We start from the raw sequence: 24,037 nt of genomic DNA, 5'->3' as shown, positions 1-24,037 counted from the left end.
CGGCGCGGCACCGGTTCGCCGCGCGCCTGAAATGTAAGGAGGACTCATTATGTTACTCGACCCCGGCTTCAACCTGACGTTGCGGCCGATGAAGTATCCGCTGTTTTATGAGATGTACCGCAATGCGGTCAAAAACACCTGGACGGTTGAGGAAGTGGATTTTTCAACCGACGTGGCTGACCTGCACAGCCGGTTGACACCAGCGGAACGCCACCTCATTCACCGCCTGGTGGCCTTTTTTGCCACCGGCGATTCCATTGTGGGCAACAACCTGGTGCTCAACCTCTACAAGCACATCAACGCGCCCGAAGCGCGGATGTACCTTTCGCGGCAGCTTTTCGAGGAAGCGCTCCACGTCCAGTTCTACCTGACGCTGCTCGACACCTACATTCCCGACCTGGCTGAGCGGGAGCGCGCCTTTGCTGCTGTCCACAACATTCCCTCCATTGCGCGCAAGGCACAGTTCTGCCAGCGGTGGATTGATTCGATCTTCCTGCTCGATGAACTGCACACCCGTGAAGACCGCCGGAAATTCCTGCTCAACCTGCTGTGCTTTGCCAGTTGCGTCGAGGGTCTGTTCTTCTTTGCGGCCTTTGCTTATGTGTATTTTCTGCGCTCCAAGGGGCTGCTGCACGGGCTGGCTTCGGGGACGAACTGGGTTTTCCGGGATGAAAGCCTGCACATGAACTTTGCCTTTGCCGTCGCCGACCAGGTACGGCAGGAAGAACCGGAACTGTTCGACGACGCGATGGAAGCCGCCCTGGTGCAGATGATTGAGGAAGCCGTGGACTGCGAAATGCAGTTTGCGGAAGACCTGCTTTCGGGCGGTGTGGCCGGGTTGTCGCTGGCCGACATGCGGCAGTACCTGGAGTTTGTGGCCGACCAGCGCCTGGCGCGACTCGGCTGCGAAAGACGCTTCTACGTCCGCAATCCGTTTCCCTTCATGGACCTGCAGGATGTGCAGGAAGTGACGAACTTCTTTGAACGACGTGTGGCGGCCTATCAGGTCGGCGTCACCGGAGAAGTCGCCTTCGACGAAGCCTTCTAGGGCAGAACCGGAAAGCACAGCCAAAGGGATGCGCCGACCCCTTCCGGGTCGGCGTTCGTTTTTGGCAGCTACGACCGGACTCAGACCGGTTCCAGCGCCTGCCGGACGGCCTGGCAAAAGGCCTGCATCCGTCGGGCGTCTTTTCGTCCGGGCGCAGACTCCACCCCGGAAGCCACATCCACGCCATAGGGACGCCACCGCCGAATCATCTCCGGCACGTTCTCGGCAGAAAGCCCGCCGGCGACAAAACTCCCCGGAAAGCGGTCGGTCCCGGAAGTGACCGCCGCCCAGAGGCGGTCGAGCCAGGCTTCCCAGTCGGCTTCCGGTTGCGCCTTGGGGCGGTCAAACAGCAGGTGGGCGACGTTCTTTGTCTGCGCCCACAGCCTGACTTCCGTTTCTGCCGTGGCGGCCGTCACCACCACGGCGCGAATCACCGGCCGGATGACCCTGGCTGCCAGCGCCGGGGCTTCCTGCCCGTGCAACTGGACGAAATCACAACCGATGTGCGTTGCGACGGCATTGATGGCGTCAGCAGGCGCATCCTGAAACACGGCGACGGTCTCGGCGCGTCCCTGGACGGCTGCGGCAATGGCGCGCGCGGTTTCCACTTCCACACGCCGTACGCTGGAAGGGGCAAAGATCAGCCCCAGCAGGTCAGCGCCAGCGGCCACGGCCGCCTCGGCATCGGCAGGGCACGTGACACCGCAGATTTTGATGCGGACGGGCGCTGACGGCATCGCTGACAGCATCCGGCAGTATCAGTTTCCACGCCGCAGCGCCAGCAGGCGCGGCAGCCGCTGCGTGCCGCCGTAGCCGGGGATGAGATGCAGCCGGATTTCGGGCTGCCCAAAGATGGCCGTCGGCTCGCTTACCGTGTAGTGGCAGGCCATCTGAAACTCATTGCCGCCGCCCAGTGCCACGCCATTGACGGCTGCAATCACCGGCTTGTGCATCCGCTCGATTTTGCCGAAAGCCAGGTGGGCGTTGTTGGGCAGGGGCAGGGCTTCCGCCACGGTTTTGAAGTCAAGCAACTGCTTGACATCGGCCCCGGCCACGAACGAGCGGGTGCCCTCGCCGGTGAAGATGACGACTTTCACATCCTCGCGGCGCTCAAGGTGCTCGATGACCGTAATGAGTTCATCCAGCGCCCGTTCGTTGAGCGCATTGACCGGCGGGTTGGTAATCGTGGCCAGCGCAATCCGTTGGGCCGGTTGTCCGGCCTTGGGCGGCACCACGTCGAAGTACTGCACACGCACGTAACGATAGGTCTCAAACACGCGGCTTTCTTCGCGCAGGCGTGCCTTCTCGCGCCAGGCTTTGATTTTGTCCGCAATGTCAGCGAGCACTTCAGGGTTGCGCAGCGTCGTGGTGTCGCCCAGCGGCTCGCCAAAGAGCAGGTTCTTGAGGAAACGCCGCATGTACTTGCCGCTGCGCGTTTCAGGAAACGCCGTGACCGGGATGTAGTCCGACGGAACAGCCGTCAGCCCCTTTTCCTGGCGGACAAGTTCCGACAGCCGCCGTTCGTCTTCGGTCGTCAGCTTGCGTCCCGCGGCCGTCAGGATGAAGGCCACCGGCGTCTGTCCCTTCTCGCGGTGGGGCGCACCGATGACAATGACGTTGCCGACAACAGAGTTGGGGTTGATCTGTTTGTCGCGCAAAATGGCGCCCTCGATTTCTTCCGTGCCCAGGCGATGCCCGCTCACGTTGATGACATCGTCAGAGCGGCCGTGCAGGCTGAAGCTGCCGTCGGCGTACTTGCGTGCAAAATCGCCCTGGGTGTAGGCCAGTGTCCCGGCCCATTTCGTCCAGTACAGCTTCTTGTAACGCTCGAAATCGCCGCGCCAGGCGGGCGTAACAGCCACGGCTTCCCGCCCATTGCCCACGGGGGTCGTCGTCACAGCAAACTTCCCGACATCGCCCCAGACGGTGCGCGCCAGATAGGGGTAGGGCTGCGTGATGACGATTTCCCCTTTTTCCTCAATTTCGGCCGGGCGGTGCCGCCGGACGACGCCCTCGTCATCCGTTTCCTCGGCCACCCACACATCCCCCATCACCCACGGCAGCGGATAGGTGTGGGCGTCGGGGCGCAGGGGAAAGTCCTCGTTGGCGTAAAAGTGCGTCCAGACGATGCCGCCGTGCTCCGTGGCCCAGTAGGAGTTGATGTACTGCCGGCAGAGCAGGTCCATGCCGAACTGCTGTACGGCAGGCGAAGTCGGCTCGGCGCAGAACGTCGCCACGTGCAGCGAGGAAACGTCATACCGCTCGACATCGGCGCGGTTCTGGGCATCGCTCATGATGGCCTTGAGGAAGGTCGAGCCGGCCTTGAAGATGTTGACCCGGTAACGCTCGATGATGGAGGCGAAGCGCCCGGCATTGGGGAACACCGGCGCGCCTTCGGCCACGACGCTGGTGACGCGCGTGGTCAGCGCCGCCGAAATGAGATAGCTCTGCCCGGTAATCCAGCCCGGATCGGCGATGACATACATGACATCGCCCGGCCGCGCGTCAAACGCAATTTGCATCGTGTGGGCAATGCCGGCCACATAGCCACCGTGAACATGAACGACCCCTTTGGGTTTCCCGGTGCTGCCGGAGGTGTAGATGAAAAACAGCGGAAACTCGGCGTCCACCGGCACCGGACGTGAATGCGCGTAGAGTACGGCAATGAAATCCGCAGTCGGCAGCGCCAGCAAATCGGCTTCGGTTTCGACGGCCAACCCGCGCGCCCGTGCCGTTTCGAGCAGTTGCCGGCTGGCCGCAGCCAGCAGGTCGTGCGCCCAGTGGTCACGTTCAGGACGCCAGACAATATCCTGTCCCGTGTGTTTGACCACGATGACAGCTTCGACGCGGGCCGGCGTCGTCACAAGCGCCTTGGCAATGGCCGTGCGAATCATGGATTTCGCCTTGGCTGACAGCAGGCGCAGTTCACTCAACCCCACACCGACGCCGCGCATGGCGTCGGCGCGCTCCACGGTGATGTCCCCGGCAATGGCTTCCCGTACGGCCCGGCAGATATGCTCGATGACGGCATCGTGGAAATGCTCACCCGACCATCCGAAAGTGGATTTCTCCGTAAGCAGTTCCAGCGTGTCGTGAACGATGTCGAGCACGTCCGCCACCGGAACGTAATCATCCAGCGCCTTGTCGGTGTAGGCTTCCTTGTAGGGCACAATCTGCGCATTCCGGTAGCCGCCATCCGAGGTGATGACGACTCTGGCGCCCGAATCGTGGATGCGGTCACTGAGGGTTTTGGCCGAAAAACCGCCAAACACCGGCGTGTAAATGACCCCCAGCCGCTTGGCCGCTTCAGTGAAATAGATTTGCTCCATGATGTTGGGCAGGTTGATGGCGATGCGGTCGCCGGCGCGCAGCCCCAGCTTCTGAAGCACCAGGGCTGCCTTGACGGTTTCCAGCAGAAGCTGCTTGCGGGTAACGGCAAAGGAGACGACGGGGCCGCCCCGGCCCTCATCCAGGGACTGGTCCCAGCGGTCGCCCTCGAAGTAGAAGGCAACCTCCTCACCGTGCCCGGCAAGCACGTGGCGGTCCACTTCGTTGAAGCAGGCATTTGTCCACGCACCGGCAAACCACCGGTAGAAAGGCGCTTCCGAGTCGTCAAACGCCCGCTTCCACGGGCTGAAATCCGGCGGCAGGTCGGGCGTCACCGGCGCACCGGTCGCATCGTCATAGCCCGTCCAGCGTGCGGCGGCTTCGTCGTACGTCACCCACGCCCGGTGTGCGGGGTCGAACCAGTGCAGCTCACGGCGCGCAATGGCGCCGTGGAAAGCGCCGGGGTCCTGCTGGCAGGCGGCCCGCTGGGCCTGCCAGTCAGACCGGGTACGAATCGGATTGATGACAGGGCGAGCCTGTGGCGTCGGTGCACTCATAAGCTGGCACTCTCCTTGGACTTGAAAAACGGAATGGCGCAGCCGGCAAAGATGCCCAAACGTGCGCCTCCCACGCGCCCCACAACCGGCGCTGGCGTGCGTTCGCTAAATGTGTTCGGCAAAGGACTCCGACTGCCGGTTGAATGTGAACTGCCCACCGTAGAACACCGCCACGGCCAGCACCAACAGCCACAGCAACCGGCGCGGGTCAGGGACTTCGCCATAATAGAATATCTGCTGGTAGCCGTAAAAAAGTCCCACCAGCGGATTGTGCTCGACAATCCACCGCGCCCGTTCGGGAATCGCCGTCAGCGGATACATAATCGGCATCATAAAGAAGAGAATGGTCACGATGTGGCCGAGCAGGTGCTGCGTATCCCGAAACGTCACGCTGAGCGCCGACAGCGCCATTGTCAGCCCGGACAGCAGCAGCGCCTGAATGAGAAGCAACACCGGAAAGCACACCAGTCCCCACCCCAGCGGCAGCCGAAACACGAGCAGGAGCAACAACAGCAGCGGCAGCGACAGCAGGTAGTTGACCATCCCGGCCAGCACCGGCACGAGCGGCAGCACCGGCGTGGGGAAAATGGTCTTACCGACGTACGAAGCGCCTTCCAGAATCGAGGTCGAACCTTGCAGCAGGGCCGTCGAAAACCATATCCACGGGAGCAGGCCGCTGAGGATAAAGACCGGATAGGCTGGCGCGTTGACCTGCAGGAAGTACCCGAAGACGATACTGTAGGTCAGCATCAGCAGCAGCGGGTTGAGGAACGTCCAGAAGAAACCGAGTACCGAACCCTTGTACCGCCCGCGCAAATCGCGGAGGACGAGGGAATACAGCAGCCAGCCGTAATCGCGGAAAATCGTCAGGCGCATCCGCGATATGTCCTTCAGGTCTTGCAAGAAGCGTGTTTCCTCCGGCTTCGTCGTTCAGCCCGCCACAGCGTTTGACGGCGGTGTTCCACCCAAGCCCGCTACGTTAGCATTTGCCGGAGCACGTAGGGCAAAATTCCGCCGTGGCGGTAATAGTCAATCTCCACCGGGGTGTCGAGGCGGAGCTGCACCGGGATGCGCTCCACCGTCCCGTTAGCCCGTTCAATCACGAGCGTCACCATCTGGCGCGGGCTGACGCCACCGGACAAACCTTCCAGGGCATAGGTTTCGCTGCCGTCAAGCGCCAGCGACTGTACCGTGACGCCGCCGGTGAACTGGCACGGCAGGACGCCCATGCCGGCGAGGTTGCTGCGGTGGATGCGCTCGAAGCTTTCCGCCACCACCACCCGTACGCCCAGCAGCGCCGTGCCCTTCGCCGCCCAGTCGCGGGAACTGCCCGTGCCGTATTCCTTCCCGGCCAAAACAAAGAGGGGCGTCCGGGTTTCGGCATAGCGCATGGCGGCGTCATAGATGGGCATCCGTTCGCCGCTGGGCTGGTGCACCGTGATGCCGCCTTCCGTCCCCGGCACCATGAGGTTTTTGATGCGGACATTGGCGAACGTGCCGCGCATCATGACCTCGTGATTGCCCCGGCGCGCGCCGTAACTGTTGAAATCGGCCACGGCCACCTGTCGCGCCTGAAGGTATTGCCCGGCCGGGGAGGTCGGCTTGATGCTGCCCGCCGGGGAGATGTGATCGGTCGTGACGGAATCGCCAAAGATCGCCAGCGCCCGCCCGCCATGAATGTCGGCAAACGTACCCGTTTCGAGACTGAAGTCGGCAAAAAACGGCGGCTCCTGGATGTAGGTCGAATCCGCCTGCCACCGATAGACCTGCCCGGTGACGGTAGGAATGGCATTCCACAGCGGATGTTCAGAGGTGAAATCAGCGTAAAGCCGCTGGTAGGTGTCACGGTCAAAAGCCGTCGCCAGAACCGCACCGATCTCCTCGTCCGTCGGCCAGATATCACGCAGATACACCGGCTGACCGGCATCGTCATACCCCAGCGGCTCCTGCGCCAGATCGAGCGTCACCCGCCCGGCCAGGGCAAAGGCAACGACCAGCGGCGGACTCATCAGAAAGTTGGCTTTGACATTGGGATGCACCCGCGCCTCGAAGTTGCGGTTGCCGGAAAGCACACTGGCGGCCACCAGGCTGTGCGTGGTGATGGCTTCCTCAATGGCCGGATCGAGCGGACCTGAGTTGCCGATGCAGGTCGTGCAGCCATAACCCACAACATCAAAGCCCACCTGCCGCAGGTCGTGCAGCAGGCCGGTTTTTTCCAGGTAAGCTGTGACAGCGCGTGAGCCGGGGGCCAGCGAAGTCTTGACCGTGGGGCGCACGCGCAGCCCGCGCGCCACGGCCTTCCGTGCCAGCAGGCCGGCCGCCAGCATCACGCTGGGGTTTGATGTGTTGGTGCAGGAGGTGATGGCGGCAATGACGACATCCCCGTGGCCGAGGTCGCCAAAGTAGGGATCGCTTACGGCATAACGTGTGGCAACCGCATCGGGTGCAATCCCAAACCCGCCTTCTTTGACCGGCTTCTGGAGGCTCTCCCCAAAGGCCGGGGCCAACCGCCCGACGGCAATCCGGTCCTGGGGACGCTTCGGGCCGGCCACGCTGGCTTCCACAGTCGCCAAATCCAGTTCGAGAACGGTTGAATAGCGGCAGGCCCCCGCGGCCGGGATGCCAAACATGCCCTGCGCCTCAAAGTAGTTGCGCACCGTGGCGACGTGCTCCGGCGAGCGGCCCGTGGCCAGCAGATAGGCGCAGGTTTTTTCATCCACCGGGAAAAAGCCCATGGTCGCGCCGTACTCCGGCGCCATGTTGGCGATTGTAGCCCGGTCGGGAACGCTCAACTCCGCCGCCCCTTCCCCGTGAAACTCGACGAACTTCCCGACGACACCCGCCTTGCGCAGCATTTCCGTAACGGTCAGCACGAGGTCGGTGGCCGTAACGCCCTCGCGCAGGCGGCCCTTGAGGTTGACCCCAACCACGTCCGGGGTCAGAAACGACACGGGTTGACCCAGCATGGCGGCTTCGGCTTCGATGCCCCCCACGCCCCAGCCGACGATGCCCAGGCCGTTGATCATGGTTGTGTGGGAGTCCGTCCCCACGAGCGTGTCCGGGAAGTACAGGTCATCGCGGGAAAGTACGCCCTGCGCCAGATATTCCAGATTGACCTGATGGCAGATGCCGATGCCCGGCGGAATGACCCGAAACGTCTTGAACGCCTGCATGCCCCATTTCAGAAACTCGTAGCGTTCCCGGTTGCGCTCAAACTCCAACTGCATGTTGAGCGTCAGCGGATCGGCCGGCGTGCCGTTGCCACCCAGCCCGTTGCCGCCCAGGGTCGGCAGGTTTCGTTCGCGCCCGGTGAAATCCACCTGCACGGAATGGTCAATGACCAAATCCACGGGCACGAGCGGCTCGATGAGCGCCGGGTCGCGGCCCATGCGTTCGAGCGCCGAGCGCATGGCGGCCAGATCGCACAGCAGCGGCACGCCGGTGAAATCCTGAAGCAGTACCCGCGCAACGACGAAGGGAATCTCCGCCGTCCGCTCAGCCGTCGGCTCCCACTGCGCCAGACGGCGTACATCGTCTTCGGTGATGCGTTTTCCGTCGCAGTTGCGCACGACAGATTCCAGCACGATGCGCAGTGAGACCGGCAGCGTGGCAATATCGCCAAAGCCGGCCGCCGCCAGCGCCGGGAGCGAGACCAGCCGCCCCGTACCACCGCTGCCAAGGGGAAAGGTTTGAGTCAGTGCCGTCAGGTCCATAGGTTTTCGCCAGTTTGTATTTTTGAGAACATTTCCGATGACATATCACACCGGGGCGACTTCGCGCGAGTCCAGAGCACAGGGGCAACCGGCTCTGGCGGGCAGGGCTGCGTTGCATTTTGGAGATTTCACGGCGTCCCGCGGCCGAACCACCGCCGCAGCGGAGCCGTAAGCCGCCACGAACGCGATGCCAGAATGGCCTGGAGTTGGTGCTGAAACTGCGCCGCCTGCTGTTGGGTGCGATGAAGTCCTTCCATGGCTTCGGCAAGCTGCCGGTGCGCCTGGACAAGCTCCTCTTCCTTCGACTGCACTGCGGCTTCCAGTTCCCCCAGACGGGCCGCAAGCTGCGCCGCCTGCTGTTGGGTGCGATGAAGTCCTTCCACGGCTTCGGCAAGCTGCTGGTGCGCCTGGACAAGCTCCTCTTCCTTCGACTGCACTGCGGCTTCCAGTTCAGCCAGACGGGCCGCAAGCTGCGCCGCCTGAGTCTGCGCCTGCATCTGGACGTTGTGCAACTGCGCCCCCAGGCGGGCAATTTCCTCGTCTTTGGCCTGCCAGACGGCGGCCACCTCCCGGTCTTTTTTCTGAAGTTCCGCCTGAAGGTTCCGCTCGGCTTCCAGTTGGACTTCCCGCAGACGCTCGCGCAGCTCCAGCACCCGGCACTGCATGGCCAGGGGATCGAAGTCTTCCGTTCCGAGCGTACGCAACAGCCGCAGCCACGGCTCGAACCGTTCCCGGTGCTGCACGTCCGTCACCAGACACCAGCGGGACACCGCCAGCGCCGGATGCACATCGGCCATGGTCAGCAACAGCGGGCTTCCCCCCTGCTGGCGACGGACGGCCATCAGGTCGCCGACGTGGATGACATCCTCCGCGTCAAGCCACCGCCCCAGGATGCCGTCGTAGGCTGCCAGCGACGGTACCTCCGCCAAACGGTCAAACAACCCAACCTGTGGCGCTTCGGCCGCTGGCTCAGAAGCAAACAAAGCAGCATAGCGCCGGACGAAGGCGGCATCGTCTTCCTGGGCGACGGCCGTCAAAAACCTCGCCGGCCAGTGGTTGAGGGCTTCGGGCGAGGTATCCGGCGGGTCAGCCGTTTCCGGCACAGGCAGGACGAACGTCCCCCGGAGCAACCCACAGGCGCGCGCCAGGTAGGCAATCCGCCGGTCAAGCACATGCCAGGCAGCCGGGCCGGTTTCCGGTCTGGTCGCCTCCGGTGACACAACGGACGCGCTCCCATCCGGGGCGCGGCGCTGAATGCCATCGGTTACAGTCATGCTATCGTACGGCTCACCTGGTGATTTCATTGTGGAGTGTACAACGCCTGTATGACCACCTTACCTTCGTCGCCCATCAAGTATGCCGTCATTGGCGGGAGTGGTTTTTACCGCATGGAAGCCTTTGAGGAAACAGAAGAGCTGTTTCTCGACACCCCGTTTGGAAAACCCTCCGACGCCATCATCACCGGACGGCTGGACGGCGTGCCCATGGCCTTTTTGCCGCGCCACGGTCGCGGACATCTCCTGCTGCCTTCCGAACTGCCCTATCGCGCCAACATTTACGCCCTGAAGATGCTGGGCGTCGAGTTTGTCATCTCGATTTCGGCCGTCGGCTCACTGCGGGAGGAACTCAAGCCGCTCGATGTCGTCATTCCCGACCAGTTTTTCGACCGGACGCGCGGACGAACCGCCGAATCCACCTTCTTCGGCGAAGGCATCGTGGCCCACATCACCTTTGCTGACCCCGTGTGCCCGGTGTTGTGCGACGCGCTGGAAGCAGCCGGACGCGAACTGGACGGTGTGACCGTCCACCGGGGCGGCACGTACCTGTGCATGGAGGGTCCGGCGTTTTCCACCCGTGCCGAGTCGAATGTGTACCGGCAATGGGGCATGGACATCATCGGGATGACCAACCTCCAGGAAGCCAAACTCGCACGCGAAGCGGAAATGAGTTACGCCACGCTGGCAATGGTCACGGATTACGACTGCTGGCATCCGGGTCATGCCGATGTGACGGTGGAAATGGTCATTGACTACCTCAACCGCAACGTGGCCACCGCGCAGCGCATCGTGCGGGGAACGCTCCGCCGCCTGGCCGCAACCAATCCCACCTCGCCCTACGCTTCCGCGCTCAAAAACGCCATTATGACGCGCCCGGACCTGGTGTTTCCCGAAACGCGCCGGCGGCTGGCGGCCATTATCGGCAAGTACCTGCCACTGTAACGCGGCCGGTACTCTGCCTGGCGGGCCGCGCCGGGCGCGGTCAGAACCAGCTCTCCCAGACTGCGCCCACCCGGACGGCATGCACCGTTGCGGAGATGCGGTCGCGGTCGCCGTCAAAGGGTTCAATCCAGTGCAGGCGGTAGCTGTCGAAGATCAGTGCGTCGCCGATGCCATAGGTAACGGACGCACTGGGCTGCTCCAACTGCGCTGGCGACGGGATTTCATCGCCATCGAAACGGGCGTCCCACAATCGCAGACCGCCGCCGGACTGTGGCGGCTGAAGCATGACGACCACGGTGAGCGCCGGCGCGCGGGCGGCAAGCTGTTCGGGCCGCAGCCCTTCGATGTCGAAGTGGATTTCGCCGCCCTGATGGGCCACCCAACCGCCGGCCGGGAAGATGTGCACCCCGGCCCCGCACCAACCCTCCCGCTGAATGACCGGCTGCCTGACCGCCGCGCGCAGCAGGCGGCGCATCCGGCGCTGCAGGCCCGGGGCATACCTTTCGACCAGGGCATTGCGTTCGGCGGCTTCGGCAAAGTAGTCCGCCTCGCGTTCCATTTCGAGGTCGGTGTACCAGGCGCGCCCCAGGGAAAACTGCAATCCACCAAAGGCTTCCACCCAGTGGTCACGAGCGGCATAGACCCCCTCGACCAGACGCGCACATTCGGCAACATCAAGCCAGCCCCACACACACACGGCCAGGTCAGATGGGGTTGGAAGCGCCGGTTCGGCGCACTCCCGAACTGCAGGAACGACAGCAGGTACGGATTCCAGAAGGTTCATGCAACCGTCTCGCTCAGACGTAGCCATGGTCCCGAAACCAGGTTACAGCTTCCTGCAACGCCGTCTCGATGGGCGTCTGGGGCAGGCCCAGGTAGGTCACGGCGCGCGTTGCGTCATAATACATCGGATGCGCTGCCATGCGGGCTGAATCAAAGGCGACCGTCGGCGGCTTTCCCGTCAGCCGACTCAGGAAGAATTCATCCACTGCGCCAACGACAACAGGCAACCAGTGGGGCAGGCGGCGCGTTGGGGCCGGCAGCCCGGTAATGGCCGCCAGGGTGTCCAGAATTTCCTTGAGCGTCATGTTCCGGTGGCCGAGGATGTACCGCTCGCCGACGCGCCCCTTCTCGGCGGCACGGATATGCCCGATGGCGACATCCCGCACGTGAATCAGGTTCATCCCCGTGTCCACGTAGGCCGGCATGCGCCGTTGCAGGAAGCGCAACACGATGTCGCCGGTCGGTGTGGGCTTGACATCGTACGGCCCAATAGGCGTGCTGGGATTGACGATGACGACGGGAAGCCCCTCGCGGGCGGCGTCGCGGGCAAGCTGTTCCGCCAGAAACTTGGATTTCTTGTAATCGCTGACGAGTTCCCTGACGGTGGTCTGAAACGTCTCGTCGGCGACCTCGCCTTCGGGCGGTACGCCGATGGCCGCCACCGAACTGGTGTGGACAAGGCGTTTGATGCCGGCGGCGCGCGCTGCCTGCAGGACGTGGCGCGTGCCTTCGACATTGGCGCGATAGATGGCGTCCCGGTCACGCCGCAGCAGGCTGTAGTGGGCGGCCACGTGAAAGGCCCACTCACAGTCGGCCATGGCGCGGGTCAGCAGCGCCACATCGTCGAGATCGCCTTCGACAACTTCGATGTTCAGACCTTCGAGATTGCGCCGGTCACTGTTGCGTCGCGCCAGCGCCCGGACTTCAGCCCCACCGGCGAGCAGTTCGCGCAGCACACTGGCGCCGACAAAGCCGGTGCCGCCTGTGACAAAAACCTTCATGGGCGCGCGCCAATGGGCAGAGGGCTACTCGACGATGGCAATGAGATTGACCAGACCGACCATCTGGTTTGAGGAGAAGATCTCACGTTCGGAAAGCTGGTTGAGAAGCAGCGCGCCTTCCGCCGTCAGGCGCAGTTCGACATTGCGGAGCGTCGTCACACGACCGCCGATCAACCGGAGGGGAAGCTGTTCGGAGGGAAGTGTTGCCGTGAACATGGGCACCGTCCGGTCGAGCTCACCCTCGGTCACCAGAGTGGCCCACACCAGCGGCAGTTTGCCGACGGTATCCAGCCGAAAGCCCCGGAGTTCGACATCGGCTTTGGGCGTTTCCAGCGCCAGTCCGCCGCGCCATACGGCCGTGCCGCGTCCCGACGCCAGATCAAGCAGGCCGTCCGCCACCGGCAAGGTTACGGCGTCGCCATCGGCGGCCGAGGCCCCGACGGTATCGTACGCCACATGCGCCCGGCGCAGATAGCCACGGAAAGCATCGGTGAACTGTATCCGTACCCGCCCCCCGACGAGGGTGTGCACTGATGTCGCCCGTATCGGGCGCGTGCCGCCATCCTGCTGCGCCAGCGCCACTACGGGCGCAAATCCAACCACACCGAGTAACCACACCCAGAGGAAGCCCTTGCCTGTCCAGTTCCACCGCCAATGCACAACCGGTTCTCTCCTTTGCAAACCGTGATGACCAACCTGACCGATTTGACACCCCAACCGAACGTCATGCGGGACGACCGGAAACCACCTGAAACCAGCCGTTCCCTGAATGTACGGGGCGCATGTGGGGCAAAGATTGTTGATTTTGTTCCGGTCTGCAAGTCAGCACCTGCACAAACAGACACCCAAAATGGCTTCCACCACGGGAAGTCGCGGTTAAAACCGTAGTTTGACGCCTAATTGAAGCTGCCGTGCCCCAAACACATCGCGCGGAGCGCCGAACTGCAACAGTGGGTTCGGCGGCACAGCGAGACTGCTTCCTCCATAAGCCAGATTCAGGTCGCGGATGTTGACCCGGTTCGCCACGTTGAATGCATCGAGTGTCACTTCCAATCCGCGGTGCTCACTCAGCCGGAAGCGGCGGCCAAGGCGGACATCCACCGTGGCGAATCCCGGTCCCCGAAAGCTGTTACGCGGAAGCAGCCCCGGACGGTCACTGTTGGGATTGCCATCGCCGTTGAAGTCTCCCCCAGCAAAAACGTTGAACGGACGCCCACTTTCCAGCGCGATGACCACGGCTCCCTGCCAGCCGCCCAGCCAGCCGGTCGGGCGTGGCGCTTCTCCGGCAACGGTCGCGGCCAGGCGATGCGTCGCATGCTGGCGCGACAAAAACCGCTCCAGGGTCAGTCCCTCCGGGTAGTCGGCCAGATTGTTGACGGCATCCACCGTCGTCAGCGTTTTCGACCACGTATGCGCCACGGACAACGACCAGCCCCGGTGCCAGGTGCGGCGGGCCACAAAAAAGCCGCCGTGGTAGCCACTTGCGCCAAGGTTGTCGGTCACAAAAAAGTGCCCCAGTTCGGCAAACCGGCGGCCGGCCAGAATGGGCTTGCCCGTCGGCAGCATGCCCGTCTGAAAGGCATTGAGGTTGCCGGTGTGGCCTGGCAGTTTCAGCGCCAGCACGCGCAGGTACGCCGCCGACCACACCACCCCCCACCACGGATACTCCGCGCCCAGCGTGAGGTGTTGGGCGTAGGGATTGCGCAACCGGCGGCTGAGGTTGTCGGCAAAACTGGCCGTAGCACCGCTTTCCGCTGTTGGCAGCGGCAGGGTGCCCGGCGGCAATGGCTGCCCGACCGGTACGCCATAGCCGGCCGGCGCGCTGGCCGTTCCGCGCAGAAAAATATCGGTTGCCCGCGCAGCCCCAATCGGCGAGGTGGCCGAGGAGGGGCCGCTGATCGTCGCCTGGCGGAAACGCCCGGCAAAGCGCGCCACATCGGCAAAGACCTGGGGCGCGGTGGGTACGTCGCCGCGTGAAATCCATTCCGCGCCAAAGATGACCTGCCCGACACTGGACGCTATCCGGTCCGTGAACACCCCGTAGCCCGCCCGGACGACACCGCGCCCCACGGCCCACGCCACCCCCACCCGTGGCTGGAAGTTGTTGCGGTCACGCCGGTCAAAAAACCGGCGGGGATAGGTTTCCACGTCGTACCGGAGACCGAAGGTGACGGTCAGCGACGACGCGGCCTGCCACTGATCCTGCCCAAACAGGCCGTAATGCGCGTGGACAAGCTGCGTGGTGACATTCGGCCGCAGGGCTTCTGGCACGGCGCGTGTAAAGGGAAAGGGCACTGGCGGCGCCGTCGTTGCGCCCGTCACGAAGGGAAACCAGAAGGTGCTCGGCTGCGGATTTGGCTGCCCGTCGGGCGTGCGGTTGAGAAACGCCGGGAGCAGTCCGCCAAAAATGATGCGCGCCGGAAAGAACAAATCCCACCGCGCGGTGTCGTCCAGCCGCGACCAGTCTCCGCCGACCTTGACGGTGTGCGCGCCCTTCAACTGCGTCAGTACCCCGGCGAGTTGAAGCCGGTCTTCGCGGTAGTCATCCACGTCGGACGTGCTTTTGCCCATGACGATCAGGTTGGGCAGCTCCAGCGCCGGTTCGGCAAAACGCGGGCGAAAGGTGAAGTCACGGCGCGCCCACTGCCCGCGTACTTCGCCGACGCGCGTCGGCGTCAGCACCGCCGTGTAGGTGGCGCTGACGGTCACATCCGTCGTCCGGTTGTCGCGGGCGGTCGTCGAAGCCGGTGACGCCCGGCCGCCGCCGCCCAGAAAACCGCGCGCCGTGCCGGCCAGCGCATTCAGCCGCACGGCCAGCGTATGGCGGTCGTTCGGCCGCCAGTCCACGCGCCCAAAGCCCAAGTCGTAGTCCCCGGTTCGTATCTGATTGGACGTTTCCGGCGTCAGGCCGTAGTGCCGCCGGACGGCATTGATGGCATCGAGATTCGACAGGATGACCTGCGAAAACCGGTTCGATTCGGCCCGGCGCTGCCCTTCGTAGCTGGTCAGGAAAAACCAGCGGTCCCGGCGCAGCGGCCCGCCAAGCGTGGCGCCGTACTGGAACTGGCGCAGCACCCACTGCGAGCCGGTCAGCAGCGGCCGGGCGCTGAGCGCGTCGTGGATGCCATAGCCGTAAAGGCTGCCGTGAAGGTCATTGGTGCCGGATTTCGTCAGGATGTTGACAAAACCGCCCAGCGAGCGTCCGTACTCGCTTTCAAACGTGGCGTTGCTTACCCGAAAGGCCGCAACGGCCTCGGTCGGCGGGGTTGCCCGTGGCAGGCCCGTGACGGTCTGGATGTGGTCGAGTCCATCAAGCTGCACAAGCGTGTTGAGTTCGGTCTGGCCGCCAAAGGCAATGCGCGGCGCGGCGGCCGCGCCAACGCCGATGTCCGGCTCCTTGAACGGCCCGCCGCCCACGTTTTCGCGGCCGGGCGTGACGCCGGGCGAGAGTTTCACCAGGTCCACGAAGTTGCGGCCGGACAGCGGCAGCGCCTGGATGCTCCGCTCATCCACGGTGCGACTCTGCCCGGCGCTGGTCGTCTCGATGGCCGTCGTGTCGGCCCGCACTTCGGCATCGAACGTCGGCGTGGGCACGAGCACCAGCAGGGCGTCCCGCTGCTCCCCCAGTTGCAGGGTGATGAGCATCTCGACGGCCGCCCCCACCGTGGGATGGCGCGCTGCCACCCGGTACGTCGCCGGTTCAAGCGCCGTGAAGACGTACCGCCCCTGCGCATCGGTTGTCACTTCCCGAACGACGTTGCGCCGCGTATCGTGAACCACCACGGTTGCGCCGGCGACCGGCAAACGCTCGCCATCCACAACACTGCCGGTCAGCCGGGCGAGCGTTGACTGGGCTGCTGCGCCGCAACCCAACAGCAGCATCCACAGGACGGCCCAGCCAAGACGCACCCGGCGGTCAGCCATCATGTCTATGGACATCATCTACAGCCACACCAACAACTGGTATCACGCAGACTTTGCCCGGCGGCTTCACGCCGACCTGCCAGACCCGCTCCGCGCCACGGCACGGCTGCTGAACGTGGTCGAGTGGTTGGACAGCGAGCCGTCCGACCACGTCGTTGTCGTCAACTGGGAGGAAGCCGTGCGCGAACCCCGGCTCGGCCCGCGCGTTGCCGAACTGTGCGCCCGCGTTGCCCATACCCCCCGGCGCACACTGCTTTCGGCAGAATGCGTTGGCACCACCTGGTTTGAACTGCACTTCGCCGAGGGCATTGCCTGGACAGACTTCATCGAAGTCGGATGGTTCGGCTATCCACTACCGGAGCCATACGGCGCGCTACCCTATCACGTCCTTGGCACGGTGGCGACCCGTGCCGAACAGGAGCAGTTCCGGCAGCTCAGCCTGGCTCTGGAGCAACTTCCGGCGCAGGGCGACCATCGCCCGCTTCCCTGGGCTTTTGTCGGGATGCGGACGCCGGAGCGCATTGCATTTGCCCGGGAACTCGTCCGCTGGCAGCCAAACGGCCTGCTTCTTCTGGCCGAACCCGGCCCGGCGCGCCCCGGCAGCGGCCGCCTGACAGGCGACAGACTGGAGCGGCTGCTGCATCAGGCGCGGCTTTACATCTGGCGCACCCAACATTCGGTTCCCTACTTTGAGACATTCCGCGTCCACGATGCCTTGCGGTGCGGGGCGCTGCCCGTCAAGATTGACCCCAACCATGCGGACAGCTTTGCTACCGTACCCTGTGTGTTTCCGTCCCTGGACGCTCTGAAGGAAGCCCTGGCAACGTCGGGATGGGCCGGCCTGCTGGCGGCCATGTATGCCGCCGCGCTCACCCGGCCGGCCCTTGGAGACGCTTTTGCCGCCATCGTTGCGGGGCAGCCGCCTGCCAACCATGTCCAGCCCGTTTGATCTTGACATCCTCTACAGCCGCGCCACGGACTGGCTTTACGGCAATCTGGCCACACGCCTGTGGTCTGACCTGCCGGACGACTGGCGGCCACGGGCGCGGCTGTGGGACGTTCCCGACTGGCTTGCGGCGGCCCCGGCGCGCCGGGTGCTCGCGGTCAACTGGGCCGGGCTGGTCAATGACCCACGCCTGTCACAGCGGGATGTTGTGGTGCTTATGTCAAAGGTCAATAGTGCGGCGGAACGCATCCTGCTCATCGCCGAGTGTGTCGGCACGGACTCGTTTCAGCGCCAGTTCCAGGGCCCGGAGTGGACAGCCCTGGTGGATGTCGGCTGGCACCCCCAAACCCTGCCGGCGGCGCTGGCTTCCCTGCCCTACCGGTTTCTGTACCACACGCCAACCCGGGCCGAACGGGCGGTGCTGGCGCAGGTGCAGGCGACGGCTGCCGAACAGTTCCCGTTGCGCCCGATTCCATGGGCCGTGGTAGGCAAAGCCACGGCCGGGCGGGCGGCGCTCGTGGCAGAGCTGACCGACTGGGAACCGGATGGCGTGGCCTTTTTGCCGGCGGATGAACCTTGGCAGGGTCGTCCCGACCGTGGACGGCTGAGCCGCGCCCAGCTTGCGCGCCTGCTGGCGAAGACCCGGTTTTACGTGTGGGTTTCGCGCCACGCGCACTCCCACTTCGAGGCGTTCCGGGCGCTGGAGGCCCTGCTGTCCGGCGCCTGCCCCATCAAACTCGATGCGCGGCAGGCGGACGGCCCCGAAGCACCGGGCTGCGTTTTGACCGACGTGGCCGTACTGCGCCGGTTTGCCGCCACGGACGCACCGGCGCGGCTTATCACAACGCTCTGTGCGCAGCTTCTGGCGCGTCCCCCTCTGGGGGCGGCCTTTGCGGCACTGTGGTGAGGGCGGTCATGGTCCAGCGTGCCGGGTTGTCCATTCTCATCCCCAACTGGAACCATCGTTTCGCTTTGCCCCGCGCTGTACGTTCGGCGCTGGACGGCTTGCGCCGCCTTCAGGCGCAGGGCGTCGCCGGCGAGCTGCTCGTCGTGGATGATGCCTCCCGCGACGGCTCGCAGAAGTACCTGTTCAACCTTGCGGCGCACTACCCCGATGTGGCCGTACGGGTCGTCTGGCTGCCGCGCAACCTCGGGCTGGGCGCGGCCCGCAACACGGGGCTAATCCATGCCGCCTACCGCCACGCCTGCCTGCTCGACGCCGACAACGCCCTCGAACCCGCCAACCTGTGGCTGTTTTACCGCGCTGCGCTGGAAACCGGAGCGGCGCTGACCTACGGCAACCTGTTCGTGCTGGGCGATACCCAACCCGATGTGCTTTCCAACGAGCCGCTTCAGGCGCGGGTCTATCGGCAAAACTACGTGGACAACTTTGCCCTGCTCGACATCCCGGCGGCGCTGGCGGCCGGCGGCTACCAGACGACGCGCGGCCTGCTGGAAGACTGGGAGTTGATGATGCGCCTGCTGGCGCGCGGTGCGCTGATCGTGTTCGTGCCGGCCGTGCTGGGGTACTACCACCGCCTGCCCGGCGGCCTGCATACCCTTGCCCCGGAGCCACTTATCCAGCGGCTGCGCCGGATATTTGACCAGAACGAACTGCGCAGCCGGGAAGGCCGCCTGCTGGGGCGCATGTATCACCCCGACGTTGGATGGCTGGCATGACGCAACTTGTAACGCAACCGTGGAACGCCAACGGCGTCACTATCGGCATGGCGAACTGGAACCACCGGCTGTTTCTGCCGCGCAGCGTGGCTTCCGCCCGCCGTGCGCTTCACAGTCTGGCCGCCTGTGGCGTCCCCGGCGAACTCATCATTGTGGATGATGCTTCACGGGATGGCTCGGTGGAATGGCTGGCGCAGGCGCAGGCAACCCTCACGGACATCACCCTGCGGGTTGGCTTTGGTCAGAGCCAGCAGGGCCCGGCCGCCGTGCGCAACCGCATCCTGCATCTGGCCCTCTACCGGTATGTGTGCTGGCTCGATGCCGACAATGAGCTTCAGGGCAACAACCTGTTTCTGTTTTACCGTGCCATCCGGGAAACCGGAGCGGCCGTTGTCTATGGCAACCTCATTGTGCGCGAAGCCGGACGGATCACGGGCCTGTACTCCAACGTGGCCTACCGGTCGTCCATCTTTCAGAACAATCAGGTTGACCTGTGCAGCCTGTGGGACGCCGCCCAGCTCCGGCAGTGCGGCGGCTTTCAGGTCGAACCCGTCATCAACAGCATCGAGGAGGACTGGGAGCTGTTCCTGCACCTGGCCAGCGACGACAGGCTGATCGTGTTTGTTCCGGCCGTGTTCGGGACGTACTACGTCCGCCCCCAGTCGTTGTCCTATGGACTCAAGGCTTCCAACACGGGCGTCCGGCGCATGCACGATCACCAGCGCCACCGCAGCCTGGAAGGGCGCACGCTGGGGCGGGTCTATCATCCCGACATTGGCTGGCTGTTGTAGCCAGAGGTAAACCGCCTGACCGGACGGATTCCAAACCCTGCCGGCACTTACAGCAGGTCGGCCTGCCGGATGCGCGGCAGGTAACGACCGTCTTCGGTTGTCGCCAGCCAGCGGACGAGACCTTCCCGAACGGCTACGCGCAGGTCAAAGAGCTTGGCCGGCTCATCAGCGGATACGGTGGCGCGCACGACGATGGAACGCTCGTTGACATCGCTGACAATCAACCGGCAGACCTGTCCGTTCCAATTCGGGTCCGCTTCACAGAGCCGTTGCAACTCCGCCCGCATGGCGTCCACGGGGACGCCGAAATCCGCCTGCACAAACACGGCGCCGATGAGTTCCGGCGTGTAGCGCGTCCAGTTCTGGAAAGGGCGTTCGAGAAAGTACGACACCGGCAGAATGAGCTGCCGCTTGTCCCACAGCCGGACGACAACGAACGTAAAGGTGAGTTCCTCGATCTGGCCGTACTCGTTTTCGACGATCACTGTGTCGCCGACCCGGATGGGCTGGGTAATGGCAATCTGGATGCCGGCGACGAAGTTCCCAATCGTCTTCTGGGCGGCAATACCGACCACAACACCCACGAGACCGGCCGAGGCCAGCAGCGAAACCCCAATCGTACGGACAACCTGAAACTGCATCAGAAACAGCGCCGCGCCGACGACGATGATGCCCACCTGGATAAGCCGCTGCAGAATCGCCAGCCGGGTCGCCGCCGAGCGGCGCCGTTGTTCATCCGTGCTGTTGGCTGCCGCCAGGCGCTGCAGAGCAAACTCCGTTGCCACGGCCACCAGCTCAAAACCCAGCCAGAGGGCGACCAGTGTCAGCGTCACCTTGAAACCGGCTTCAATGCGGTTCTGAACCGACCGGGGCAGTTCGATGAACTCCATCCCCAACGGCAACACCAGCAGCCACAGGAACGCCCGCACCGGATGGCGCAGCGCGTTGTAGGATGGCTCCAGCTCCGCTGCCGCCCGGCGCACGAGCGCCCGGATGCCGTGGGTCAGCAGCAGGACCAGCCCCCAGACCAGCGCCGCCCAGGCGAGCACAGTGAGCAATTCGAGGTAGGACGTACGAAAGAACTGGATGAGGCGCGTCCAGAGCGGATCGACCAGAGCCAGTATCATGCCGTGTCAGCCTCTATGCGACAGCTTCTGCCGCGGCCGGAGTCTCCAGCCGGCGGTAGGCCGCATTGCGCTTGCAGGGGATGAAACCGGCTTCCCGGATGATTTGCACCAGCCGGGCTTCGTCGGCGCGATACTTGGCACCGGCCGCCGAGACGACATTTTCCTCGATCATGATGCTGCCCATGTCGTTGGCCCCACCACGCAGGGCACGCCGCGCCACGTCAAACCCCTGCGTCAGCCACGACACCTGCAGGTTGGGAATGTTGCGCAGGTACAGCCGCGCCGCTGCAAACCACCGCAGGTAGATGTCCGGCGCGATGCGGTCTGGAAATACCTTGCCGATGGGCACGGAATCCGGCTGGAGCGTCCAGGGAATGAAGGCGATGAAACCACCGGTCCGCGCCTGGAGTTCATAGATTTTGCGCAGATGCTCCAGCCGGTGTGCGTCGGTTTCACCCATGCCGTACATCATCGTGGCCGTGGTCGGGATGCCCAACTCGTGGGCCGTTTCCATAATCGCAAGCCATTCCTGGCTGTTGCACTCCGTCCGGCGGCGCATGCGAATTTCGTCCACGAGGATTTCGCCGCCGCCGCCCGGAATCGAATCCAGCCCGGCCGCACGCAGCCGCTGCAACACCTCACGCACGGAAAGCCGGTTGACCCGCGCGAAGTTCAGAATCTCAGGCGGCGAGAAACAGTGCAGGTGAATGGGATAGCGCGCCTTGAACTGGCGCAGCAGTTCTTCGTACCACTCCAGCTTGAGGTCGGGATGCAGGCCGCCCTGCATGAGGATGCCGCTGCCGCCAAGCGCCAGTGTTTCCTCCACCTTGCGAAACAGCGTTTCGTAGTCGTGGACATACCCTTCCGGGTCGCCCGGCTTGCGGTAAAAGGCGCAGAACGTGCACACCGACGTGCAGATGTTCGAGTAGTTGATATTCCGGTCAATGACATAGGTCACGACGTTATCCGGGTGCCAGTCAGCCCGCAGGCGGTCGGCCCAATACAACAACTCATCGAGCGGCGCGCGGTAAATCACCTCCAGCCAGACCTCGGCTGGCGGGCGCTCCCCACGGTACAGGCGTTCAAGCTGGGCGGAAACATCAGTCATAAGCAGGTCACAAAGACGACACAAAGCAGGCTGCCAACGCTTGACGGGCAATCTGAAACTACACGCCCCACAGTGCCCGGCGCAACGCAACCTTGGGAAATCACGGGGCCGAAAAACCCCGCCGGCCGAACGTGGCTTCCGCGCATCCGTCGGGCAGCACAATTTCCGCGTGCCAAGTTTTGTACGTTCGACTACACTGGCGTCCGTTTCACCCCTACCCGCCGGACCTGCCGCCACACGCCGGTACGGACATCACACTTTGGCGCCTGACCGGAAGCCATGACCGAACACTTTGACATCGTCATCATCGGGGCCGGCTCCGGCGGGTTGACCGCGGCCGGCTTTGCGGCGCAGCTTGGCGCCAGGGTGGCCCTGGTCGAAAAGCACCGCATCGGCGGAGACTGTACCTGGACGGGCTGTGTTCCGAGCAAAGCTCTGCTCAAAGCGGCCAAAGTGGCCCACGAAGTGCGCCAGGCCGGGCACTACGGCATTGTCGCCGAACCGCCCCGGACGGATATGGCGCAGGTGCGGGCCTATGTGCGGAGTGTCATTGATGAGATTTACGCCCACGAAGCGCCGGATGAGCTGCGGCGCAGCGGGATTGACGTCATTCTGGCGCCGGGGCGCTTTCTGGACGCCCAAACCCTGGCGGCCGGCGAGCGCACCCTGACGGCCCGGTATTTTCTCATCTGCACCGGCGCGCATCCCGTCCGCCCTGACCTGGCCGGGCTGGACGAGGTGCCATTTCTCACCTACGAAACCATTTTCGACCTCGACGAACTTCCCCGGCGGATGATCGTCGTTGGCGGCGGCCCGATTGGCTGCGAAATGGCGCAGGCGTTCCAGCGGCTGGGCGCGCAGGTCATCCTTGTTGCAGAACGGCTGCTACCGAAAGAAGAACCCGAAGTCAGCCAGACGCTTAGAACGGTCTTCGAGCGGGAGGGCATGCAGTTCATCCCCGGCCGGGCGCGGGCCGCGAGCCGGAAGAACGGAACCATCCGCGTGGAAAGTGAAGCCGGCACGGCCGAAGGCGACCTGCTGTTCATTGCTACCGGCCGGCGTCCCAACATCGCGGGTCTTGATCTGGACCGGGCCGGCGTTCAGGCCGATGCCCGTGGCATTCCGGTGGACACAAGTCTGCGCACCAACGTCAAACACATTTTTGCCGCTGGTGACGTGCTGGGCGGACACCAGTTCACGCACTTTGCCGGCTGGCAGGCGTTCCTGGCCGTACGCAATGCGCTTCTGCTCGGCAGCACGACCGGGTTTACGGACATTGTGCCCTGGGTGACGTTCACCGACCCGGAAGTGGCCCACGTCGGGATGACCGAAGCCCAGGCCCGCACCCGGTATGGAGACACCCTCAAGGTCAGCCGGTGGGAGATGAGCCGCACCGACCGGGCCGTGTGCGATGCCGATACGGATGGCTTTCTCAAGGTCATCTCGCGCAGCGATGGCACACTGCTTGGCGCGACGATGGTTGCCCCGCGCGCCGGAGAAGCCATCACGGAGTTCACCCTGGCGCTCAACCACCGGCTCAAGGTGACGGATGTGGCCAACGCCATCCATGCCTATCCGACCTACTCAACGGCGGCACAGCAACTGGCCGCCGGCGTAGCGGTCGAAAACTTCCTCACCGGCACGGCCGGCAAGGTCATCCAGAGCCTGTCGAAAATCATGCGCTAGGCGGCGCATCCTGCCGCCCCCGGACACCGTATGCCCTATGACCTGCCAGCCCGTTCCTGACGATGCCGCGATGGAATACGTTTCGCCGGGTTGGGTCTGTCTGACTGCCCGGCGAAGGATTCACCGA

The 24,037-nt window shown here is 64.2% G+C and carries 18 protein-coding genes; 7 read left to right on the top strand and 11 right to left on the bottom strand.

The window, feature by feature from the left end; translation table 11 throughout:
* The first annotated feature begins 49 nt into the window (after window positions 1–49).
* A complete protein-coding gene (locus J8C01_RS11945; RefSeq protein WP_014101344.1) occupies window positions 50–1,048 on the top strand; it encodes a ribonucleotide-diphosphate reductase subunit beta in 999 nt (332 codons plus the stop codon).
* Window positions 1,049–1,128: 80 nt separating this feature from the next.
* Here J8C01_RS11945 and J8C01_RS11940 read toward each other — a convergent pair whose 3' ends face one another.
* From J8C01_RS11940 to J8C01_RS11920, 5 genes are all read right to left on the bottom strand, one after another.
* Complete coding sequence (locus J8C01_RS11940) at window positions 1,129–1,785, bottom strand: phosphoribosylanthranilate isomerase (protein ID WP_211433095.1); 657 nt, start codon at window positions 1,783–1,785, stop codon at window positions 1,129–1,131.
* Window positions 1,786–1,806: 21 nt separating this feature from the next.
* Window positions 1,807–4,932, bottom strand: coding sequence for an AMP-binding protein (locus J8C01_RS11935; RefSeq protein WP_211433094.1), 3,126 nt, complete (start codon window positions 4,930–4,932; stop codon window positions 1,807–1,809).
* Window positions 4,933–5,037: 105 nt separating this feature from the next.
* Entirely contained in the window at window positions 5,038–5,808 is a 771-nt protein-coding gene (locus tag J8C01_RS11930; protein WP_014101347.1) for an ABC transporter permease, read from the bottom strand.
* A 98-nt stretch (window positions 5,809–5,906) separates the two neighbouring features.
* A complete protein-coding gene (gene acnA, locus J8C01_RS11925) occupies window positions 5,907–8,645 on the bottom strand; it encodes an aconitate hydratase AcnA (protein WP_211433093.1) in 2,739 nt (912 codons plus the stop codon).
* Between the two features lie 128 nt (window positions 8,646–8,773).
* The gene (locus tag J8C01_RS11920; RefSeq protein ID WP_211433092.1) at window positions 8,774–9,919 is read right to left on the bottom strand and encodes a hypothetical protein; all 1,146 of its coding nucleotides are present in this window, start codon (window positions 9,917–9,919) and stop codon (window positions 8,774–8,776) included.
* A 51-nt stretch (window positions 9,920–9,970) separates the two neighbouring features.
* Between J8C01_RS11920 and mtnP the strand changes: the two genes are divergently transcribed.
* Window positions 9,971–10,864, top strand: coding sequence for an S-methyl-5'-thioadenosine phosphorylase (gene mtnP, locus J8C01_RS11915; protein WP_014101350.1), 894 nt, complete (start codon window positions 9,971–9,973; stop codon window positions 10,862–10,864).
* Window positions 10,865–10,904: 40 nt separating this feature from the next.
* Here mtnP and J8C01_RS11910 read toward each other — a convergent pair whose 3' ends face one another.
* From J8C01_RS11910 to J8C01_RS11895, 4 genes are all read right to left on the bottom strand, one after another.
* Window positions 10,905–11,648: a 2OG-Fe(II) oxygenase family protein gene (locus J8C01_RS11910; RefSeq protein ID WP_211433091.1), complete on the bottom strand. Its 744-nt coding sequence runs from the start codon at window positions 11,646–11,648 to the stop codon at window positions 10,905–10,907.
* A gap of 13 nt (window positions 11,649–11,661) precedes the next feature.
* On the bottom strand, window positions 11,662–12,648 hold the full coding sequence (gene hpnA / locus J8C01_RS11905; RefSeq protein WP_211433090.1) for a hopanoid-associated sugar epimerase: 987 nt from the start codon (window positions 12,646–12,648) through the stop codon (window positions 11,662–11,664).
* A gap of 24 nt (window positions 12,649–12,672) precedes the next feature.
* Window positions 12,673–13,308, bottom strand: a complete 636-nt coding sequence (locus tag J8C01_RS11900; protein WP_211433089.1) for a hypothetical protein — start codon at window positions 13,306–13,308, stop codon at window positions 12,673–12,675.
* 216 nt (window positions 13,309–13,524) lie between these two features.
* Entirely contained in the window at window positions 13,525–16,575 is a 3,051-nt protein-coding gene (locus J8C01_RS11895) for a TonB-dependent receptor (protein ID WP_211433088.1), read from the bottom strand.
* Here J8C01_RS11895 and J8C01_RS11890 point away from each other — a divergent pair.
* The 4 genes from J8C01_RS11890 to J8C01_RS11875 are packed head-to-tail and all read left to right on the top strand — an operon-like array spanning window position 16,574 to window position 19,989.
* Window positions 16,574–17,521, top strand: a complete 948-nt coding sequence (locus J8C01_RS11890; protein ID WP_211433087.1) for a hypothetical protein — start codon at window positions 16,574–16,576, stop codon at window positions 17,519–17,521. The genes J8C01_RS11895 and J8C01_RS11890 overlap by 2 nt on opposite strands.
* A complete protein-coding gene (locus J8C01_RS11885) occupies window positions 17,469–18,425 on the top strand; it encodes a hypothetical protein (protein WP_211433086.1) in 957 nt (318 codons plus the stop codon). The genes J8C01_RS11890 and J8C01_RS11885 overlap by 53 nt, the downstream gene beginning before the upstream one ends.
* 8 nt (window positions 18,426–18,433) lie before the next feature.
* Window positions 18,434–19,198, top strand: coding sequence for a glycosyltransferase family 2 protein (locus J8C01_RS11880; RefSeq protein WP_211433085.1), 765 nt, complete (start codon window positions 18,434–18,436; stop codon window positions 19,196–19,198).
* Entirely contained in the window at window positions 19,195–19,989 is a 795-nt protein-coding gene (locus tag J8C01_RS11875) for a glycosyltransferase family 2 protein (protein WP_211433084.1), read from the top strand. Before J8C01_RS11880 ends, J8C01_RS11875 begins: the two co-directional genes overlap by 4 nt.
* A 47-nt stretch (window positions 19,990–20,036) precedes the next feature.
* Here J8C01_RS11875 and J8C01_RS11870 read toward each other — a convergent pair whose 3' ends face one another.
* Window positions 20,037–21,116: a mechanosensitive ion channel family protein gene (locus tag J8C01_RS11870; RefSeq protein ID WP_211433083.1), complete on the bottom strand. Its 1,080-nt coding sequence runs from the start codon at window positions 21,114–21,116 to the stop codon at window positions 20,037–20,039.
* A gap of 13 nt (window positions 21,117–21,129) precedes the next feature.
* Window positions 21,130–22,224: a cyclic dehypoxanthinyl futalosine synthase gene (gene mqnC, locus J8C01_RS11865; RefSeq protein WP_211433082.1), complete on the bottom strand. Its 1,095-nt coding sequence runs from the start codon at window positions 22,222–22,224 to the stop codon at window positions 21,130–21,132.
* A 279-nt stretch (window positions 22,225–22,503) separates the two neighbouring features.
* Here mqnC and J8C01_RS11860 point away from each other — a divergent pair, with 279 nt between their 5' ends.
* Window positions 22,504–23,910 (top strand): dihydrolipoyl dehydrogenase family protein, encoded by a 1,407-nt coding sequence (locus tag J8C01_RS11860; RefSeq protein ID WP_014101361.1) that lies wholly within the window; start codon window positions 22,504–22,506, stop codon window positions 23,908–23,910.
* The last annotated feature ends 127 nt before the right edge of the window (window positions 23,911–24,037 follow it).

The organism is Chloracidobacterium sp. D (assembly GCF_018304685.1).
Taxonomy (GTDB): domain Bacteria; phylum Acidobacteriota; class Blastocatellia; order Chloracidobacteriales; family Chloracidobacteriaceae; genus Chloracidobacterium; species Chloracidobacterium thermophilum.
This window is presented reverse-complemented; position numbering and strand designations above follow the sequence as displayed.

What these genes read in the sequence shown, in the direction of transcription:
- J8C01_RS11860 (WP_014101361.1), top strand. Translation starts at nt 22,504, where the DNA reads ATGACCGAACACTTTGACATCGTCATCATCGGGGCCGGCTCCGGCGGG.
- J8C01_RS11910 (WP_211433091.1), bottom strand. Translation starts at nt 11,648, where the DNA reads ATGAACCTTCTGGAATCCGTACCTGCTGTCGTTCCTGCAGTTCGGGAG.
- J8C01_RS11880 (WP_211433085.1), top strand. Translation starts at nt 18,434, where the DNA reads ATGGTCCAGCGTGCCGGGTTGTCCATTCTCATCCCCAACTGGAACCAT.
- J8C01_RS11920 (WP_211433092.1), bottom strand. Translation starts at nt 9,919, where the DNA reads ATGACTGTAACCGATGGCATTCAGCGCCGCGCCCCGGATGGGAGCGCG.
- mqnC (WP_211433082.1), bottom strand. Translation starts at nt 22,224, where the DNA reads ATGACTGATGTTTCCGCCCAGCTTGAACGCCTGTACCGTGGGGAGCGC.
- J8C01_RS11940 (WP_211433095.1), bottom strand. Translation starts at nt 1,785, where the DNA reads ATGCCGTCAGCGCCCGTCCGCATCAAAATCTGCGGTGTCACGTGCCCT.
- hpnA (WP_211433090.1), bottom strand. Translation starts at nt 12,648, where the DNA reads ATGAAGGTTTTTGTCACAGGCGGCACCGGCTTTGTCGGCGCCAGTGTG.
- J8C01_RS11945 (WP_014101344.1), top strand. Translation starts at nt 50, where the DNA reads ATGTTACTCGACCCCGGCTTCAACCTGACGTTGCGGCCGATGAAGTAT.
- J8C01_RS11875 (WP_211433084.1), top strand. Translation starts at nt 19,195, where the DNA reads ATGACGCAACTTGTAACGCAACCGTGGAACGCCAACGGCGTCACTATC.
- J8C01_RS11890 (WP_211433087.1), top strand. Translation starts at nt 16,574, where the DNA reads ATGTCTATGGACATCATCTACAGCCACACCAACAACTGGTATCACGCA.
- mtnP (WP_014101350.1), top strand. Translation starts at nt 9,971, where the DNA reads ATGACCACCTTACCTTCGTCGCCCATCAAGTATGCCGTCATTGGCGGG.
- J8C01_RS11895 (WP_211433088.1), bottom strand. Translation starts at nt 16,575, where the DNA reads ATGATGGCTGACCGCCGGGTGCGTCTTGGCTGGGCCGTCCTGTGGATG.
- J8C01_RS11870 (WP_211433083.1), bottom strand. Translation starts at nt 21,116, where the DNA reads ATGATACTGGCTCTGGTCGATCCGCTCTGGACGCGCCTCATCCAGTTC.
- acnA (WP_211433093.1), bottom strand. Translation starts at nt 8,645, where the DNA reads ATGGACCTGACGGCACTGACTCAAACCTTTCCCCTTGGCAGCGGTGGT.
- J8C01_RS11930 (WP_014101347.1), bottom strand. Translation starts at nt 5,808, where the DNA reads ATGCGCCTGACGATTTTCCGCGATTACGGCTGGCTGCTGTATTCCCTC.
- J8C01_RS11935 (WP_211433094.1), bottom strand. Translation starts at nt 4,932, where the DNA reads ATGAGTGCACCGACGCCACAGGCTCGCCCTGTCATCAATCCGATTCGT.